General features: G+C 36.9%; 19 protein-coding genes. 10 read left to right on the forward strand and 9 right to left on the reverse strand.

The window, feature by feature from the left end:
- The first annotated feature begins 40 nt into the window (after positions 1 to 40).
- Positions 41 to 1,384 carry a hypothetical protein gene (locus EZ449_RS11835; RefSeq protein WP_131558944.1) on the forward strand — a complete coding sequence of 448 codons (1,344 nt, stop codon included), beginning with the start codon at positions 41 to 43 and terminating at the stop codon, positions 1,382 to 1,384.
- A 457-nt stretch (positions 1,385 to 1,841) separates the two neighbouring features.
- Here the strand turns inward: EZ449_RS11835 and EZ449_RS11840 are convergent, their stop codons facing one another.
- From EZ449_RS11840 to EZ449_RS11855, 4 genes are all read right to left on the reverse strand, one after another.
- Positions 1,842 to 3,263, reverse strand: a complete 1,422-nt coding sequence (locus EZ449_RS11840) for a Glu/Leu/Phe/Val family dehydrogenase (RefSeq protein WP_131558946.1) — start codon at positions 3,261 to 3,263, stop codon at positions 1,842 to 1,844.
- Between the two features lie 133 nt (positions 3,264 to 3,396).
- Positions 3,397 to 3,615, reverse strand: coding sequence for a CcmD family protein (locus EZ449_RS11845; RefSeq protein WP_165499744.1), 219 nt, complete (start codon positions 3,613 to 3,615; stop codon positions 3,397 to 3,399).
- A gap of 101 nt (positions 3,616 to 3,716) precedes the next feature.
- On the reverse strand, positions 3,717 to 4,379 hold the full coding sequence (ccsA, locus tag EZ449_RS11850) for a cytochrome c biogenesis protein CcsA (protein ID WP_131558948.1): 663 nt from the start codon (positions 4,377 to 4,379) through the stop codon (positions 3,717 to 3,719).
- An 83-nt stretch (positions 4,380 to 4,462) separates the two neighbouring features.
- Complete coding sequence (locus EZ449_RS11855) at positions 4,463 to 5,128, reverse strand: heme exporter protein CcmB (RefSeq protein WP_131558950.1); 666 nt, start codon at positions 5,126 to 5,128, stop codon at positions 4,463 to 4,465.
- 154 nt (positions 5,129 to 5,282) lie between these two features.
- Between EZ449_RS11855 and EZ449_RS11860 the strand changes: the two genes are divergently transcribed.
- From EZ449_RS11860 to EZ449_RS11870, 3 genes are all read left to right on the forward strand, one after another.
- Entirely contained in the window at positions 5,283 to 5,768 is a 486-nt protein-coding gene (locus EZ449_RS11860; protein ID WP_131558952.1) for a methylated-DNA--[protein]-cysteine S-methyltransferase, read from the forward strand.
- A 1-nt stretch (position 5,769) separates the two neighbouring features.
- Positions 5,770 to 6,159 carry a cupin domain-containing protein gene (locus EZ449_RS11865; protein WP_131558954.1) on the forward strand — a complete coding sequence of 130 codons (390 nt, stop codon included), beginning with the start codon at positions 5,770 to 5,772 and terminating at the stop codon, positions 6,157 to 6,159.
- A 204-nt stretch (positions 6,160 to 6,363) separates the two neighbouring features.
- Positions 6,364 to 6,867 (forward strand): lipocalin family protein, encoded by a 504-nt coding sequence (locus tag EZ449_RS11870; RefSeq protein WP_131558957.1) that lies wholly within the window; start codon positions 6,364 to 6,366, stop codon positions 6,865 to 6,867.
- Here EZ449_RS11870 and EZ449_RS11875 read toward each other — a convergent pair.
- From EZ449_RS11875 to EZ449_RS11890, 4 genes are all read right to left on the reverse strand, one after another.
- Positions 6,857 to 7,267 (reverse strand): hypothetical protein, encoded by a 411-nt coding sequence (locus tag EZ449_RS11875; protein WP_131558959.1) that lies wholly within the window; start codon positions 7,265 to 7,267, stop codon positions 6,857 to 6,859. The two genes, EZ449_RS11870 and EZ449_RS11875, sit on opposite strands and share 11 nt — an antisense overlap.
- Before the next feature lie 202 nt (positions 7,268 to 7,469).
- Positions 7,470 to 7,805, reverse strand: a complete 336-nt coding sequence (gene gldC / locus EZ449_RS11880; protein ID WP_131558961.1) for a gliding motility protein GldC — start codon at positions 7,803 to 7,805, stop codon at positions 7,470 to 7,472.
- A gap of 132 nt (positions 7,806 to 7,937) precedes the next feature.
- The gene (locus tag EZ449_RS11885; RefSeq protein ID WP_131558963.1) at positions 7,938 to 8,210 is read right to left on the reverse strand and encodes a hypothetical protein; all 273 of its coding nucleotides are present in this window, start codon (positions 8,208 to 8,210) and stop codon (positions 7,938 to 7,940) included.
- The gene (locus tag EZ449_RS11890; RefSeq protein WP_131558965.1) at positions 8,210 to 9,556 is read right to left on the reverse strand and encodes a DEAD/DEAH box helicase; all 1,347 of its coding nucleotides are present in this window, start codon (positions 9,554 to 9,556) and stop codon (positions 8,210 to 8,212) included. Before EZ449_RS11890 ends, EZ449_RS11885 begins: the two co-directional genes overlap by 1 nt.
- Positions 9,557 to 9,883: 327 nt before the next feature.
- On the opposite strand from EZ449_RS11890, the gene EZ449_RS11895 reads away from it, so the two are divergent.
- The 4 genes from EZ449_RS11895 to EZ449_RS11910 are packed head-to-tail and all read left to right on the forward strand — an operon-like array spanning position 9,884 to position 12,783.
- On the forward strand, positions 9,884 to 11,218 hold the full coding sequence (locus EZ449_RS11895) for a dihydroorotase (protein ID WP_131558967.1): 1,335 nt from the start codon (positions 9,884 to 9,886) through the stop codon (positions 11,216 to 11,218).
- 33 nt (positions 11,219 to 11,251) lie between these two features.
- Positions 11,252 to 11,449 carry a DUF2683 family protein gene (locus EZ449_RS11900; RefSeq protein WP_131558969.1) on the forward strand — a complete coding sequence of 66 codons (198 nt, stop codon included), beginning with the start codon at positions 11,252 to 11,254 and terminating at the stop codon, positions 11,447 to 11,449.
- A 3-nt stretch (positions 11,450 to 11,452) separates the two neighbouring features.
- The gene (locus EZ449_RS11905; protein WP_131558971.1) at positions 11,453 to 11,713 is read left to right on the forward strand and encodes a Txe/YoeB family addiction module toxin; all 261 of its coding nucleotides are present in this window, start codon (positions 11,453 to 11,455) and stop codon (positions 11,711 to 11,713) included.
- Entirely contained in the window at positions 11,713 to 12,783 is a 1,071-nt protein-coding gene (locus EZ449_RS11910) for a DUF3810 domain-containing protein (RefSeq protein WP_131558973.1), read from the forward strand. The genes EZ449_RS11905 and EZ449_RS11910 overlap by 1 nt, the downstream gene beginning before the upstream one ends.
- 108 nt (positions 12,784 to 12,891) lie before the next feature.
- On the opposite strand, the gene miaE is transcribed toward EZ449_RS11910, so the two are convergent.
- Complete coding sequence (gene miaE / locus EZ449_RS11915; protein ID WP_131558976.1) at positions 12,892 to 13,473, reverse strand: tRNA-(ms[2]io[6]A)-hydroxylase; 582 nt, start codon at positions 13,471 to 13,473, stop codon at positions 12,892 to 12,894.
- 90 nt (positions 13,474 to 13,563) lie between these two features.
- Between miaE and EZ449_RS11920 the strand changes: the two genes are divergently transcribed.
- Both EZ449_RS11920 and dnaK read left to right on the forward strand, forming a co-directional pair.
- Positions 13,564 to 14,790, forward strand: a complete 1,227-nt coding sequence (locus tag EZ449_RS11920) for a glycosyltransferase (RefSeq protein ID WP_131558978.1) — start codon at positions 13,564 to 13,566, stop codon at positions 14,788 to 14,790.
- 523 nt (positions 14,791 to 15,313) lie between these two features.
- Entirely contained in the window at positions 15,314 to 17,170 is a 1,857-nt protein-coding gene (dnaK, locus tag EZ449_RS11925) for a molecular chaperone DnaK (protein ID WP_131558980.1), read from the forward strand.
- Positions 17,171 to 17,209: the final 39 nt, after the last annotated feature.

Here is a 17,209-nt window from a genome sequence, read left to right on the forward strand (position 1 = left end):
TTGGGGGTGGTTCAAATAAAAAAGTAATATTTAGGTTTTGATGAAGAAATTTTTAAAAATAACAGCAGTGATAGTTTTATTGCTGCTTATTTTTTTTGTAGGAACTTTTAAATACAGGCAATATCAAGCCAATGAAGTTTCCATTCCTAAAAACGCTACTTCCTTGGTAAAAATTAGTATTGATGAAATTTACAAGAGTTTGGCAGCTAACATGATTTCAAACCCTGGTTTTTATTTCCAATTGGATAAAAAAGCCACCGCTGAAAACAAAGAAAACAAATTTGATACAGGTCTTAAAATCCCAGCAAGTATTTACTGCTACACCATTGAAGGAAAACCTAAAACCGCTATATTTTCGAGGTTAGCGATTAGTGATTTTCAAGAATTCTCAAATTTTATCAGGAATACCTTAAAGCTTAATATCACTAAAGCATCGGGATTAAACCTGGCGCAAAATAACCTTAAAAATTTCACCATCCTTTTTAATGATGAATATGCAGCCATCGTAATAACCGCACAAAGAGATGAATTTGAAACTGTTCTCAAGGACATTTTAAATGAAAGGAATTTTATTAAAGTTGGCGATAGCAAGTTTAATGTGATAAAAAAATCGACCGACCATTTGGCATTTATAGATAAGGATAATAAAGGATATATTAATTTCGAGAACGGAGAAATCAACTTTGATAATGAATTCTTATCAAAGACTATTATTCCAGCAAAAAAACCGTTTTATAGAAAATTCAATACCGAAAGCGCAGTGAGTTTTTGGTTAAATGCCAATTTCGCAAAAGCTGATAATAAAACCTACAAACTCAAAAATGCCAGTTTAGAACGTGATAGTTTATTGAAATATTACAAGGGTTACCTCGATTTTGAATGGATAAATACTACTCAGCAAACAGATTCTGTTATAACTTACGAATACAATGACGATTTCGAAAAGGTCGAAAAAATAAGTCTGCAGAAACGGGCGGTTCCAAAATTCATACTGAACATCAGCGCCGATGCGGTAGGATTGAAAAATTACCTCAATCAAAAAAATATTATCAAACAAGACACTGCATTGGTAAATAAAGCAGTATTTCCGCTTTATAAAGTTTTTGTAGGAGGTGATACTAAGCAACTTACTTTAAGCACAAAAAAATACGATAAGACCGATAAGAATAATTTACCTAGCAATGATTTCCTTTCCATAAACATCGATTTTATTAAGGTAAACAAACAAATTAGCCTACCCTTTTTTACCAACTCTTTCAAGAGTTTATCCCGGTTAGATATAAAAGGAAAAGTTATTGAAAATGGCAAAATCAAGGTTGATGGAAAGCTTGAATTGGTTAATAAGGATATCAATTCACTTTATCAGTTGCTGAAAGGGTTTTGATGCTGAAGAGCCGTTAGGCTGAATTTATTTCAGGGCTTTAATCGATAAAAAATGCTGAAATAGAACCTTTTATTTGCAGGAAATCTTTTGTCGGCGTTTGAAGTTAATCCGAATATTTCTCCACTAGGGCCAAAACGATGGCCATTTTAAGGAACATTGCTAAGCTGACCATTGTTTCTAAACCCGATTAATGTGGAAATACTTTTCTTGCAGCAACCCTGATTATTATTGTCTTGCTGAGGAACGAAGCATCTGCAACCGATGAAACAGATTCTTCGTTCCTCAGAATGACAGAAGTTTAAAAAGATTGGAACGAAAGCGGGGCTAAGCCAACCCTACAAAACACAGAGCCGTACATTTCCAAAACAAAAAAGCGTTGTAGATATCTCCACAACGCTTTCTAATAAGATTGCTACATCTCGAAGAAAAATCGAGATTCGCAATGACGACTAATCGACTAAGGCCAAACTCCCAAATTCATATAAGAAACGGCGATTTTATCAATTGAATTAACAAAAGCTGCAGTTCTCAAAGTCTGAGTGGCTGGTTTATTTTTTAGTGTTTCACGAATTTCGTGGTAAGAATGAATCATGGTATCTTCCAAACCTGAGTTTACCAATTCCATTTCTGATGCACCTTTAACAATCATTAAGCGATGCTCTGGAAGAATAGTTTTACCTGTTAAATTCTCTAAAGTGTTGATTAAATTCGCATTCGAATTAGCCGCGTAACGGTTTTCCATACGACCAAAAGCTACGTGAGAAAGGTTTTTTAACCATTCGAAATACGAAACCGTAACACCACCGGCGTTGCAATACATATCCGGAATAATCATACCACCCATTTCGGTAAAAATGGCTTCTGCCTCTGGCGTAGTTGGTCCGTTTGCACCCTCAGCAATAATTTTTGCCTTAATGTTACGGATATTCAACTCTGTAAACTGATTTTCTAAAGCTGCTGGAACCAGGATATCGCACTCTTGCTCTAAACCCTCCATCGAGTTTTTGAAATCAGTTGCACCAGGGAAACCTAAAATTGAACCAGTATTTTTACGGTGAGCAAAAACCTCATCAACGTTTAAGCCGTTAGGATTGTAAATTGCTCCTTCAAATTCGCAAAGACCAACAATGGTTGCACCGAATTCAGCCAAGAATTTAGCAGAATGGTAACCTACGTTACCTAAACCTTGAACGATTACTCGTTTATCACCCAAACCAGCTTTCAAGCCAATTTTAGCCATATCTTCAGCAACATCCACACACTCACGCACGGCATAAGCAACACCGCGACCGGTAGCCTCTTTTCGTCCGCGGATACCGTGTAACGCAATTGGTTTACCAGTTACGCAACCCAAAGCATCCAGCTGACCAGGGTTCATAGTCATGTAAGTATCTGCAATCCAGCTCATTTCCCGTTCACCAGAACCATAATCAGGAGCAGGAACATCGATACCGGGACCGATAAAATTTTTCTTAATTAATTCTGTAGTATAACGACGAGTGATGGTTTCTAACTCGGCAACGCTATATTGTTTGGTGTTGATTTTAATACCGCCTTTTGCACCACCGAAAGGAACGTTTACGATGGCACATTTGTATGTCATTAGGGCTGCAAGTGCCATAACTTCATCTTCGTTAACCATTTCGCTATAACGAATACCACCTTTGGTTGGGCTCATGTGATGCGAGTGTTCTACACGCCAGGCATCGATTACTTCGAAACCATTTCCACGACGAATTGGGAATTGGAAACGATACACACTGTTACACGCTTTAATCTGGTTCAATAAACCCTCCGGATGATTGGTGAATTGAGCCGCACTGTCAAAGTTCTTGCATACATCTGCAAAAAACTTGTTCTCGTCTGCTAGATTAGCCATTATTTATTTTTTATGAATTTAGTATGCCGCAAAATTGCCTAAAAAAACCGCATATATCCAAATGAAAAAACACTTAGTGTACAGCCAACACCAATCAGTTTTGATAAGAAAAATAGGTTTAAACTGTTTAAAGTTAGTTTTTAGGTAGGTTTTCTTTTTCTATTTTTTTTAATCTTTTATCTATAGAAAATAGATAAGCCAACAAACCAAGCAAAATGATGACTATGCAAGCAACAACAACGTAAATTTTACCATCGCTGCGCAATTTATCAGCCATTTCTACACCATTATCTTGAGCAAATAATTGTACGGTAGTAAGCATTAATATCAATGAGAATAATATCTTTTTCATTTTGATTCTGTTGTGTGTTGAAATGTTTTGATGTTGAAATGTTTAGCCAGTTGCTATTGGGTAGCTTTTAGCTTTCAGCTTTGGTCTTTTAGCTTTACGCCTTAATTATGTTGTTGTTTGTTCTCAATTGAACGTAATCTGAAACGGATGGTGTAAACCCAATAACCAATTAATATCCAGCCTAAACATGCAGGGTAAAACACCATGCGCATCCGACTATCTAAATCGTAACTGTTAAAACCAGGATTACCGCCGTTGCCAGGATGTAATGAATCTTTTAAACGTGGTAAAACGAAAAGTAAAACTACCATCATTGGGAAAGCAAAAATATTGTAAATGGCTGAAATTTTAGCTCTTTTTTGTTCTTCATCTATCGCATTGCGAAGAATTAAATAAGCAAAATATAGTAAAACGGAAATGGCTGCAAAGTTTTGTTTCGGGTCGAAACTCCAGAACTGACCCCAAGTATATTTCGCCCAGATGGCACCCGTTACTAAACCTAAAAGACCGAAAATGATGCCTGCATTTACGCTTTCTACTGCTTTCATATCATCAATCTCACTTTTAGAACTTAGCGATTTGATGCTGTAAAAAACAGAAATCGAGAACAATACAATCATGGCAAACCACATCGGAACGTGGAAATATAAATTCCTGATTGATTCATTTAAAATAGGCAAACGAGGTACGCCAAGCAATAAACCTGCAATTGCAGTATAAATTACCAGCACTGACCCTAAAATTTTCCACCAAGTTTTATTCATAAGTTATAATTATTGAATGAGCGAATTTTGAATTAGAGAATTTTTCCCTCTCATTATATCATTCACTCATTCTATCATTCTATTTAATCTCTCCAAAGGTAAGGAAATAACAATAAAGAGGTTGCAACGGTAAGTATATTCACAAGCACCAACATCCCAATTTCATCGTAACTATTCTCCCATGGCAAGCCATCAACAGCATTTTTAGCTAATTTTATTAACAGAATAAGCACAGGAATGATGATTGGAAAGCTCAAAATTGCCATCAACATTCCGCCATTACCCGCTTTACTGGCAATAGCCGAAACCATTGTAAAAACTGTTGAAAAACTGATGCTACCCATTACAACGGCAACATAATACAAAAGTAAATCGGGCGGCGTAAAAGAATCGAAAACCAAAGTGTAAAATCCCAATGCTATCGTGGTTAAAACGAGCATCAAAATGGTATTATAAACTGTTTTCGAGATAAGTACCGCAGCAGGACTTGTCAAAATATAACTGTATAATTGCTGCCCTTTGGTTTCTTGCAAAAAGCTTTTAGATACGCCATTAATTGAAGCAAAAAGGATGATTATCCAAAATAAGGCATTCCAAGCTAGCTTATCGCCAAGGCTTACAAAAGAAAGGTAGCAGGTAAAAATTGTTGAAACCACATATAACAATACACCGTTGATGGTATATTTGGAACGCCACTCTAACAGTACTTCCTTGTGGATTAAATATTTAACCTCTTTGGCCAGTTGCATAACCGCAAAGATACTTTTATTGATAAATATTGCGAGGGTAAATTGTTGGATTGTTGTAATTTTGTTTAAAGTTTTAGCCGCAGATTCGCAGATTATTTATAATATTAATTTTTAAATAATTGTAAAAGGAAATCTGCGAATCTGCGGCCAACAAATGAAAAATCAATATGCATCAACCCTCGAATCGCCTATTGGCAAAATAACCGTTTTAGCAGATGATGATTCCGTGTATGCCGTAACTTTTTCAGAGAAAGACATTGATGGATTAACGGAAAATGACCTGACCAAAAATGTGGTTAAACAATTGGAAGATTATTTCAAAGGAGATTTAAAGGATTTCAACTTCCCGATGAAGCAAAAAGGAACTGAATTTCAGCAGGAGGTTTGGCAAAATTTATTGACTATTCCTTATGGAGAAACTACTTCTTACGCAAAATTCTCTGCACATAATCCTTTAGCCATTCGGGCAATTGCAGCTGCAAACGGCAAAAACAATATTGCCATTGTAGTTCCTTGCCATAGGGTTATTGGTAGCAATGGAAAATTGGTTGGCTATGCAGGTGGTTTATGGAGAAAGCAATGGCTTTTACAACACGAACGGGAAATTTCTCAAAAAGGACAAACAGAATTAAAGTTTTAACATGAATACACTATTAGATAAAGTCGATACTCCAAACTATTTAAAAGCCATTCGACTAATTAATATCGAAGATGGAAAATGCGATTTCGAAACAGGCAGAATCCCAATCAGACAACATATTAATGCCAATTATTTCTTTGCTCAAACAGATATTTCATTACAAAATAGTCCTCATACTGCTCCACGCAGGCAATATGTGATTACGCTTAAAGGAAAATTGAAATTTACCGTAAGCAATGGCCAAAGTTTTATTATCGAGCCAGGTATTATCTTAATTGCCGCAGATACCGCTGGCGATGGCCATACTTGGGAAATTTTAGATGGAAATGAATGGGAAAGGATTTACATTCCTTTGCATGAAGATGTTGAAGATTATTTTATTGCTGATTAAGAGACTATTTCTCATTTATTCAAACATCGATTGTCACGTTGAGCCTGTCGAAACGCCTTTAAGCAAATGTCTTCGATGACTTGTCCCGAATCTTTGGGAAGCTCAGATTGACAACTTAAATCCGTACTAAGCTTTTAACAATTTCTGAATCGTTAAAACCAATTTCATAACATTCTCGTAAATAACATTAAACCTATTGATGTTATGAAAACGATTTGCTCAATACTTTTAATGCTTTCAAGCTATTTGCCGATGGAAAAAAATGCACCAGTGGCTAAGCTAGATTTGAAAAAATATTCGGGAACCTGGTATTCATTATATTCTATCCCAACAATTTTTGATAAGGGAAGCAGGGAAACTACAACGAAATACACCTTGAATAAAGATGGGTTTTACAATGTGTTAACTACTTATAAAAAGCCTAACGACGAGAAAATATATTCTAGAAATTCGAAGATGTTTCCATCGGATGAGGGAAATAATGGCGAATTACAAGCGCAATTTATTTGGCCAATTAAAGTAGATTATTGGATTATCGAATTGGCTGAAGATTATTCTTATGTAGTTGTTGGTCACCCAGACCATAAATTTTTATTCATCATGAGCCGCAATCAAACAATGCCGAAGAAAACTCATGATGAAATTGTTGCCCGCTGTAAGGCAAAAGGTTATGAAGTAAGTAAACTTACTGCACAGTTTAAAGGCTAGGTTGAGCGATTATTTTTTCACCGCGTTTAACGCTGAAAAGCATAAATAAAACACCAACCAAAAGTACAATCCATCCCCATTGGAAATGAACAACTTTACCAATTAGCTTATTGGCGAAACCGTATTTTGTGTAATTGTTTGAGGTAAAATAAACGGCTACTATCGCTAAAACATACCATATTGCCATCACAAAACTCATGAAACGAAATGCGCCTACTTTTCTGATAAAAAGAATCAGAACTGAAAGTGCAATAATTGCATAGGTAATCAGAAATAATCTTGCATCAGATTGATATAGATTCCAGTTACCTTTAATCGGCACTTTCAACATTGGGCAGAAACCAGCAATAACGCACAATAAAATGCCTAACCACGCTCTGAATTTATTTAAAACTAACATTTTATGTTTAACTGTATATTTGTTTAAATCGGTTAATTATACCTAACTTGTTTGTCATTTTCTTCCGACTTCCGACTTCCGACTTCCGACTTCCGACTTCCGACTTCCGACTTCCGACTTCCGACTTCCGACTTCCGACTTCCGACTTCCGACTTCCGACTTCCGACTTCCGACTTCCGACTTCCAACTTCCGACTAATGACCTATTGCCCCTCAATAATCCCCATTTTATCGGCGAAGTGTGCACAGTAATCACGCAAATCTTCAACTATTAAAGTTTCATTTGTAGCTTTCAAGAAAGTATCGCCCATGGTCTGCAAAGTTTCATAAAAGAAACGTTTCATTTCATCAACAGGCATATCTTTTGTCCAAAGGTCTAATCGCATTGAGTTTTTGTAGTTATGGTCCCAAAGTGCAAGAATCATTGCTTTCACGGGCACTTTATCGGTACTTCCAGCATCCGTGCTTTCCCAAAGCAAGTTTTCTGGATTATTAGTATCATCTAACTCAACGGTTATTGTTATTTTTTCTTGTCTCATTTTTAAGATTGATTTCACCGATTTAAAAGGATTTCACCAATTCTACCGATTTAATTTAAGGATGCAAAGATGATTAATTTTTAGTGATTACGCCGATTAAATGGATTTCTCAGATTAATGATTACAAATATTTTACGTTAGCTTTTGAATAATCACTATCAAGATTGCTGTGAAAACAATGAAAATCGATTCTACTACCCAAATTCTTTTAAGGTCTTTAAGCGTGAAACGGAAAATCAAATCGGTAATAAATGTAACCAGAATCAGGCAGCCCAGAATAAGCAAATAAAAACCACTCATATCAATATGTCGCGGCGCATTATCTTTCGGACTTAAAATATTAAAAGCCGCTAAACCTAATCCTACAGCTCCAATTATATTTAAAGGCGTAATCCTCAGCTTCATTACTTTTTCTTATCGAATTTTTTACCTTTTTTGAAAGTCTTTACAACTTTACCTGCCTTAGCTTTTGCCTTTTCCCTTACCTTTTTTTCTATCGCAGCAGCATGTTTTTTCTCGTGGAAAGCACCTTGAAAATCAGGGTCTTCCTTGCGTTTCTGCATATCAATCTCTTTCGCAATATGCTGGCGTTCCTCATAAGGCGTTTCATCAATAAAAACACCCTCCGGAATTTCAGCCACAGGAATATATTGGCGAATTAACTTTTCAATTTTACGGATGTAATATTTCTCTGCATCTGTTGCGAAAGTAATGGCATCACCCTTAGAAAAAGCTCTACCCGTACGACCGATTCTGTGAACATAATCTTCAATTATAATTGGTACATCGAAGTTAATTACATGGCTCACATCACTTACATCAATACCCCTACTCGCCACATCGGTTGCTACCAAAACGCGAATATTACCCTCTTTAAAGCTATTAATAGAGTTAATTCTCGTATTCTGCCCTTTATTCGCATGGATTACCCGAACATTTGCTGCGCCGTATCTACGTTCAATAAAGCTGTAAATATTATCGGCAACAGTTTTAGTTTTACAAAAAATAATAAGACGGTTAAAAGTCTCATCATTTTTCAAAAGATGCTGCAATAGGTTAATTTTCGTTTTAAAATTCGGAACATAATACAAAGCCTGTGTAACATTTGCCGCTGGCGTTGCTTGTTCTGATGCCTCAATTACCAATGGATTATTTAAAAAATCGCCTGCAATTTTCTGCACCAAATCGCTCATCGTTGCCGAGAACAATAAATTTTGGCGTTTGCGAGGAACGATTTCCAAAATCCGATGAATGGAGCCAATGAAACCCATATCCATCATTTTATCTGCCTCATCCAACACCAAAAACTTAAGGCTTTGGGTGTTAATATCGCCAGCTAAATATAAATCAAGGAATCTACCAGGGGTCGCAATTAAAATATCAACACCTTTTGCAATCTGTTCTTTTTGCGTCTTCGGACCAATTCCGCCGAAAATTACTAGCGAACGTAAATCAGTATAAACCGAAAATAACTTCACTTGCTCGGCAATCTGCATCGCCAATTCGCGTGTTGGCGATAAAATCAAAGCCCTCGGATTTTCGCCTTGGGCATATTTCAATTGCATTAAAATCGGCAAAACAAAAGCCGCGGTTTTACCGGTTCCAGTCTCGGCAATACCGAAAATATCCTGTCCAGATAACACTGGCGCAATTGCTTTTTCCTGTATTGGCGTGGCAACGGTGTAACCTGCATCGGCAACTGCATTTAAAATTTGCCTGTTTAACTTAAATTCTTCGAACGATTTTGCCATAGCGCACAAAGATAGGTTTTTTAAGCTTAAAGCTTAAAATTAGTCTGGAGTTCGGAGTCTTTAGTCATGAGTCGCAAACCCAATCGCGAAGTCAAAGTCCCCTTTAGGGGATTTAGGGGTAAAGCAGTTTCAGTAATTCTTCGGTTAAGACGGTCCTGCCATTCGCTTTACTTCGCAAATCAGCCGCGAGGGCTGATGCTACGTGCCCGCTACTGTCACGTTTATTTAACTTAAACCTATGCTAAAAACTCAATTTCCACCTTTCATGCGCCCAAATCTTGATACTTGATACTCGCTACTTAATACTAATTTGCTACCTTTGAAACCATGAATTCTTACCTGATAAAAGCCGCCACAATTGTAAATGAGGGACAAAAAATTGTTGCTGACGTATTAATTAAAAATGGATTTATTGAGAAAATCGGTCAAAATTTATCGGCACTAGATGCAACGGAAATTAATGCCGAGGGTCAATACCTTTTACCAGGAATGATTGATGACCAGGTTCATTTTCGTGAGCCAGGTTTAACACATAAAGCAGATATTTTTACAGAAAGTATGGCCGCCGTAGCTGGTGGAATCACCTCTTTCATGGAAATGCCAAACACGATTCCTAATACCTTAACTCAAGATTTACTTCAAGATAAATACGATATCGCTGCTGAAATGTCTTTAGCCAATTACTCATTTTATATGGGTGCCAGCAACGATAACATTGAACAAGTCTTAAAAACCGACCCGAAAAATGTTTGCGGGATTAAAGTTTTTATGGGTTCATCGACCGGAAATATGTTGGTTGATAATGAAAAAACGCTAGAAAATATTTTTAGCAAAGCACCAATTTTGGTTGCGACACACTGTGAAGATGAGGCAACTATCCGCCATAATCTAGCAGAATTTATGGCAAAGTATGGCGATGATTTAACCATCGAAATGCATCCGCTGATTCGAAGCGCTGAAGCTTGTTACAAATCTTCATCTTTAGCGGTTGAATTGGCAAAAGCATATCAAACACGTTTGCATATTCTTCACATTTCTACAGCGAAAGAAATTGCACTTTTCGATAATACAATCGCATTAAAAGATAAAAAAATCACTGCAGAAGCTTGCGTTCATCACCTTTGGTTTAACGATAAAGATTATGGAACGAAAGGCAATTTCATTAAATGGAACCCTGCTGTTAAAACTGAAGAAGACCAAAACGGAATTTTAGCAGGCGTTTTAAATGATAATATTGATGTGATTGCTACCGACCATGCGCCACATACTCTAGAAGAAAAGAACCAGCCTTATTCGCAAGCACCATCAGGCGGACCATTGGTTCAACATGCTTTACCTGCGTTATTGGAAATGCACTTGCAAGGTAAAATCTCATTAGAAAAAATCGTGGAGAAAACAGCTCATAATCTGGCCATTTGTTTTGATATCGAAAAACGCGGTTTCATTCGCGAGGGTTATTGGGCAGATTTGGTTTTGGTTGATTTAAAAGATGAATGGAAAGTAACCAAGCTTAATAATTTCTACAAATGTGGATGGAGTCCTTTTGATGGCGACACCTTTCAAGCAAGCGTTACGCACACATTTGTATCTGGAAATTTAGCTTATCAGAAAGGCAGATTCACTACCGACCAGATTGGCAAGCGACTAACTTTTGCAAGATAGATTTGTTATATTTGTTTATTAAGCAACATCAAAATGGAAACTTTAATCGCACATCCTAAAAACGAAGAACAAGCCACAGCTTTAAAAGCGGTGATGAAAGTTTTGAAAATTGATTTTGAAACTGAAGAAAGTCCTTATAATCCAGAATTTGTTGCAAAAATAAAAAGAGGTCAAGAACAAATAAAAGCTGGAAAAGGTATTAAGATTGCTATTGAGGATTTGTGGAAATAGCAGATGGAAATTCAGTTCGTTGACGATTCTTTATTAGATATCAAATTTTGGAAGAAATCTGGGAATAAAGCTATACAAAAGAAAATTGAACAATTAATATTGGCCATTCTTGAAGACCCATATGATGGGATAGGAAAACCAGAAGCGCTGAAACACGAATTTTCTGGTAAATGGTCTAGAAGAATTAACGAAGAGCATCGAATAATATATGAAGTCATAGAAGATGTTCTATACATATATTCTTTAAAAGGCCATTACAAATAATGACCTCAATAAAAAAACTTTCTTTAAAAGCTGTCGCCATATTTAGCATAGCGCTGTTGATTTACATCTTCGGACTCTTCCCTGCCCCTGTTCAAAAATATTATTCAACAGGCATTTATCCTTATATTTCTTCTTCACTAAGGTTTACATCCTCAATTTTTCCTTTTGCCATAGGTGATATTGTTTATGCTTTACTAATCGGTTTTGTACTTTACAGAATCATCAGATTTTTCAAAAGAAGAAAAGTCTTAAAAAGAGAATACAGAATTATAGTTCCGCTGCAAGTTTTAAACTTTTTTTTGATTTTATACATCATCTTCAAAATTGTTTGGGGTTTAAATTATAGCCGACCGAGTGTGAGTGAAGAATTAGGTATTGGAAATGAAAAGTATAGCGTAAAAGAATTGGTTTTACTGGGCGATTTTTTTGTGAAAAAGACTAATGATTTAAAACTTAAGCAAAGCAAAATCCCAGCTTACTCCATAAATGATTTAGAAATCAATTCAGCCAAAGCTTACGATCTAATGGAAAAGAAAAATCCATTATTTCGCTATTCAAATCCTTGTTTAAAAGCGGTTTTAAATTCGTGGTTAATTAGTAAAGCTGGCATTGAGGGGTATTATGCGCCTTTAACTGGGGAAGCGAATATGAATATGAAGCTGCCAGATTTTGTAAAACCCTATGTTTCCTGCCATGAAATTGCACACCAATTAGGAATTGCTTATGAAGATGAAGCAAATCTTTTAGGGTATTTAACCGCAAGTAACAGTCCTGATGTGAACTACCAATATTCTGCGAACTATGAAATGTTGCGCTATATTTTGTTCGAAATCAGAATGAAATCGCCTGATGATTACAAGTTACTCCACGATAAATTATCAGTTGGCGTTCTTGCTGATTTTAAAACCGAAAAAGAATTTTGGCGTAAATATAATGGCGATATGTTTGGCTACATGGATGTCGCTTTTGATAGTTTTTTAAAACTCAATAACCAGAAAAAAGGAATCGACAGCTATCAGGATATTGTGATTTGGCTATGGAATATACATAAGAGAGAAATCACCCCCTAGCCCCCTAAAAGGGGAACTCAATGCATGATGAAAAAGCATTGCTTATTTTCTATCAAAAACCAAACATGAACGATAGAAAGTCAAAGCCCCCTTTAGGGGGTTGGGGGTTTAGCCATGTATCGCCTCTTTTGTTCCGAAACTTTGAATCAATTCGCCCTCAAATTCCAACCATGCTGCCCAGCGTTTATCTACATCAACATCGGTACTATATTTACGAGCGAAATTTAAAAAAGTAGTATAATGCCCAGCTTCTGAAACCATTAACTCATGGTAAAATTTGGCCAATTCTTTATCTTCGATATTTAAGGATAATACACGGAATCTTTCGCAACTTCTAGCCTCAATCATTGCGGCAAACAAAAGTCTGTCGATAAAAGCTTGATTTCTGCTTCCGTCTTTCTTGCTAAACTTTACCAAGCGACCAACATAATCATCTTTACGTTCGCGGCTTAATGTGTAACCACGTTCTTTTATAATATTAATTACCATCTGGAAATGCTGCATTTCTTCAATCGCGATGGCTGTTAATTCATCAACTAAATCCTGATGCTCTGAATTTTGGGTGATTAAAGTAATGGCATTTGATGCTGCTTTTTGTTCGCACCAGGCATGGTCAGATAAAATTTCCTCTAGATTCGATTCCGCTATATTTGCCCAACGTGGGTCTGTCAACAATTTTAATCCTAACATGTGGTGGTATAATTGAGCTGCAAAATTAAGAATTTCCTGCACAGCCCACGATTTAAATCGTGGGTTATGTTTATTTTGCACAAATTTTAAATGATGAAAGCAAAAAAATTATTGATTATTGGATTGGTCTGGCCTGAACCGACTTCATCGGCAGCGGGAACTCGGATAATTCAACTGGTCGATTTATTTTTGCGCAAGGGTTATGAGGTCACTTTTGCCTCGGCAGCATCTAAAAGTGATTTCAGTTATGATTTCTCTACGACTGGTGTTACAGAACAAGAAATAAAGCTGAATGATGAAAGATTCAATTCGATTCTAAAAACTTTAAATCCTGATATGGTAATGTTCGACCGCTTTATGGTGGAGGAGCAATACGGTTGGCGGGTTCAACAGGAATGCCCAAATGCGCTTAGAATTTTAGATACTGAAGATTTACATTTACTACGAAGTGCCCGTCAGCACAGTGATAAAAAGCAAACCGAAACTGATTTATTTTCTGATACCGCAAAGCGGGAAATCGCTTCAATCTTGCGTTGCGATTTATCGTTAATCATTTCTGAAGTGGAAATGAAAATATTGGCAGAAACTTTTAAAATTGATTCTTCGCTGCTTTATTATTTGCCTTTTCTTGAAAATGAAATCACCGAAAAAATTGTTAAAAACTGGGTTCCGTTTGAAGAAAGAGCAGATTTTATTTTTATTGGAAATTTCTTACATGAACCAAATTGGAATACCGTTCAGGTTTTAAAAACTAAGATCTGGCCAGCGTTAAGAAAAAAATTGCCTAGTGCGAGCTTAAACATTTACGGTTCTTATGCCTCTCAAAAAGTGCTGCAGTTGAATAATAAAAATGAAAGATTTTTTATCAGGGGAAGAGCGGCTGATGCGCAGCAAACAATTTCAAAGCACATGATTTTGCTCGCCCCTATTCAATTTGGTGCTGGTGTAAAAGGGAAATTTATAGATGCCATGCAGGTTGGAACGCCATCTGTAACCACTTCGGTAGGCGCCGAAGCCATGAGAGGTTCGTTAGATTGGAGCGGAATTATTGAAGACAATTTTGAGGATTTTATCGAGAAAGCAGTTTTGTTGTATCAGGATAAAGCTGCATGGAATTTAGCTCAACAAAATGGAGTTAGGATTATTAATGAAAGGTATTCTGCATTGAAATTCACTGATAATTTTATTTCTTTGGTTGAAAAATTAGATTTATTAGTTCATCGTCAGCAGAATTTTATAGGTCAGATTTTGAATCATCATACACTGCAAAGCACAAAGTATATGTCGCTGTGGATTGAGGAGAAGAATAGAGATTAGTCCGAAGATATTGTGTGTTTTAGGTAAGAAATTTTTAATTCTGGATTAGGACATTCGTCACCCTTAATTTTTTATTTGCTCTTATATTTTTAAAGACATTTAAGAAAGCTCCGCTGTTTATTTCAGGGTTTTTCATACTAGAAAGATGCTGAAATGAATTCAGCATGACGATAGCCTAAATTGAGAAACTGTAACTGGCAAGTCGAGGGTAGTTTTATTACCCAAAAGCGTTTTCCCTCTGTTTATAAACCTGATTGACGGGGAACGCCCAAACTTTTTCTGTTTGGCTTGTACCAAAAGCAGGGCTGTAGCACCCGAAGAATTACCAAACCGCTCATTTCCTATCAGGATTTAAGGATTTCCAGAATAAGACAAGATTTTAGCCAGGATTCTGGGATTATAAGATGAACAAGGATTTAACCTGCTATCTTCGCACTTTCGGACCACAGACTTCTGTACTTTCTTTACAACATTAAAACATTTCAACCTCAAAACATTGCAACAATCTCCGTAAATTCGCCCCATGGCAAAAATATCAATCAACCTGGCCACGGGTTCATTACAGAAAGAAGAAATTATAGTGGGAATCGATTTAGGCACCACAAACAGCTTGGTAGCTTTCATCAATCCCGATAAAAATCCCCAAGTTATTAACGATGCTGGCAAGGGAATTTTGGTTCCATCTGTTGTATATTTCAATAGCCAAAATGAGGCAATTGTGGGTAATGAGGCGAAAGAATTCTTAACCACAGACCCTGCAAACACCATTTTTTCAGTAAAACGATTGCTTGGTCGCTCGTATAAAGACGTTGCCGAGCACTCTGCTATTTTCTCTTACAAAATTATTGACGATGATAGCGATGCCTTGGTGAAAATTCAGGCTGGCGACCGTTTTTATACACCAATTGAATTATCGGCGGAGATTTTAAAAGAGCTTAAGGCCAGAGCCGAACATGCACTGAAAACTCCAGTAAACCGTGCTGTGATTACGGTTCCTGCATATTTTAATGATAGTCAGCGCCAGGCCACTCGTGATGCGGGGAAACTTGCAGGCCTAGATGTGATGCGTATTGTGAACGAGCCAACCGCAGCGAGTTTGGCTTATGGGATTGGTTTAGACCCATCGCAACAAAAAACCATTGCGGTTTATGATTTGGGCGGCGGAACTTTTGATGTTTCTATTCTTCAAATTCAAAACGGAATTTTCGAGGTTTTGGCAACGAATGGAAATACTTATTTAGGTGGCGACGATTTCGACCGTGCCATTTTAAACTATTGGTTAGAGAAAAACAACCTCGATTTAGCTGTTGTTGCGGAGGATAATATTTTGATGCAGACCTTACGTTTGCAAGCCGAAGCTGCTAAAAAAGCATTATCTACCCAAAATTTATATAATGAAAAGATTGGCGAAATTTGGTGCACTTTAGATAAACAAACTTTTGAGCAATTAATTTCTGCAAAGGTTGAGGAAACAGTTACCGCCTGTAAAAATGCTCTAGCTGATGCTGATTTAACGACAGCTGATATTGATGAAGTGATTTTAGTTGGAGGATCTACCCGTACCCCTTTTGTTAAGCAACAGGTAGAAAATTTCTTTGGCAAAAAGCCGCAAGATAATATTAATCCGGATGAAGTTGTGGCCCTTGGCGCAGCCATTCAGGCTGATGTTTTGGCTGGGAATCGTTCTGATATTTTACTGCTTGATGTTACGCCGCTTTCCCTAGGTATAGAAACTATGGGTGGTTTAATGGATGTAATTATCGCCCGAAATAGTAAAGTTCCGACTAAAGCTGGTCGCCAGTACACTACTTCTCTTGATGGGCAAATAAACATGAAAATTTCGGTTTACCAAGGTGAGCGTGATTTGGTGAAAGAGAATCGTAAGCTTGCAGAGTTTGATTTAAAAGGAATCCCAGCGATGCCAGCAGGTTTGCCAAAAGTAGATATCAACTTCTTGCTAAATGCAGATGGAATTTTAACGGTTCAAGCGATTGAATTACGCTCTGGCGTGAAACAGGAAATCGAAATTACGCCAAGTTATGGTTTGAGCGACGATACTGTTGAGAAAATGTTGATTGACAGCATTACTTATGCTAAAAGCGATGTAGAACAAAGAATGTTAATCGAGGCCCGCAGTGAGGGCGAACAATTGCTTTACACAGCCGAACGTTTCATTGAAAAACATGCTGAACATTTAACTGAAGAAGAAATTGCGGAAACAAAAGTTCATATTGAGGCTTTGAAAACCGCTTTGGCCACTCAAGAAAAAGATACGATTTTGAAAAAAGCAGATGAGCTGAATGAATTTACTCGTCCGTTTGCGGAACGTGTAATGGATGCAGCGATTTCTACGGCGATGAAAGGGAAGAAGATAGAATAATGGTAGAAAGTTCGATGATACTAATTCTGTAGCAACCAT

It is taken from the genome of Pedobacter frigidisoli (assembly GCF_004331675.1).
Lineage (GTDB): Bacteria > Bacteroidota > Bacteroidia > Sphingobacteriales > Sphingobacteriaceae > Pedobacter > Pedobacter frigidisoli.

What these genes read in the sequence shown, in the direction of transcription:
- EZ449_RS11835 (WP_131558944.1), top strand. Translation starts at nt 41, where the DNA reads ATGAAGAAATTTTTAAAAATAACAGCAGTGATAGTTTTATTGCTGCTT.
- EZ449_RS11840 (WP_131558946.1), bottom strand. Translation starts at nt 3,263, where the DNA reads ATGGCTAATCTAGCAGACGAGAACAAGTTTTTTGCAGATGTATGCAAG.
- EZ449_RS11845 (WP_165499744.1), bottom strand. Translation starts at nt 3,615, where the DNA reads ATGAAAAAGATATTATTCTCATTGATATTAATGCTTACTACCGTACAA.
- ccsA (WP_131558948.1), bottom strand. Translation starts at nt 4,379, where the DNA reads ATGAATAAAACTTGGTGGAAAATTTTAGGGTCAGTGCTGGTAATTTAT.
- EZ449_RS11855 (WP_131558950.1), bottom strand. Translation starts at nt 5,128, where the DNA reads ATGCAACTGGCCAAAGAGGTTAAATATTTAATCCACAAGGAAGTACTG.
- EZ449_RS11860 (WP_131558952.1), top strand. Translation starts at nt 5,283, where the DNA reads ATGAAAAATCAATATGCATCAACCCTCGAATCGCCTATTGGCAAAATA.
- EZ449_RS11865 (WP_131558954.1), top strand. Translation starts at nt 5,770, where the DNA reads ATGAATACACTATTAGATAAAGTCGATACTCCAAACTATTTAAAAGCC.
- EZ449_RS11870 (WP_131558957.1), top strand. Translation starts at nt 6,364, where the DNA reads ATGAAAACGATTTGCTCAATACTTTTAATGCTTTCAAGCTATTTGCCG.
- EZ449_RS11875 (WP_131558959.1), bottom strand. Translation starts at nt 7,267, where the DNA reads ATGTTAGTTTTAAATAAATTCAGAGCGTGGTTAGGCATTTTATTGTGC.
- gldC (WP_131558961.1), bottom strand. Translation starts at nt 7,805, where the DNA reads ATGAGACAAGAAAAAATAACAATAACCGTTGAGTTAGATGATACTAAT.
- EZ449_RS11885 (WP_131558963.1), bottom strand. Translation starts at nt 8,210, where the DNA reads ATGAAGCTGAGGATTACGCCTTTAAATATAATTGGAGCTGTAGGATTA.
- EZ449_RS11890 (WP_131558965.1), bottom strand. Translation starts at nt 9,556, where the DNA reads ATGGCAAAATCGTTCGAAGAATTTAAGTTAAACAGGCAAATTTTAAAT.
- EZ449_RS11895 (WP_131558967.1), top strand. Translation starts at nt 9,884, where the DNA reads ATGAATTCTTACCTGATAAAAGCCGCCACAATTGTAAATGAGGGACAA.
- EZ449_RS11900 (WP_131558969.1), top strand. Translation starts at nt 11,252, where the DNA reads ATGGAAACTTTAATCGCACATCCTAAAAACGAAGAACAAGCCACAGCT.
- EZ449_RS11905 (WP_131558971.1), top strand. Translation starts at nt 11,453, where the DNA reads ATGGAAATTCAGTTCGTTGACGATTCTTTATTAGATATCAAATTTTGG.
- EZ449_RS11910 (WP_131558973.1), top strand. Translation starts at nt 11,713, where the DNA reads ATGACCTCAATAAAAAAACTTTCTTTAAAAGCTGTCGCCATATTTAGC.
- miaE (WP_131558976.1), bottom strand. Translation starts at nt 13,473, where the DNA reads ATGTTAGGATTAAAATTGTTGACAGACCCACGTTGGGCAAATATAGCG.
- EZ449_RS11920 (WP_131558978.1), top strand. Translation starts at nt 13,564, where the DNA reads ATGATGAAAGCAAAAAAATTATTGATTATTGGATTGGTCTGGCCTGAA.
- dnaK (WP_131558980.1), top strand. Translation starts at nt 15,314, where the DNA reads ATGGCAAAAATATCAATCAACCTGGCCACGGGTTCATTACAGAAAGAA.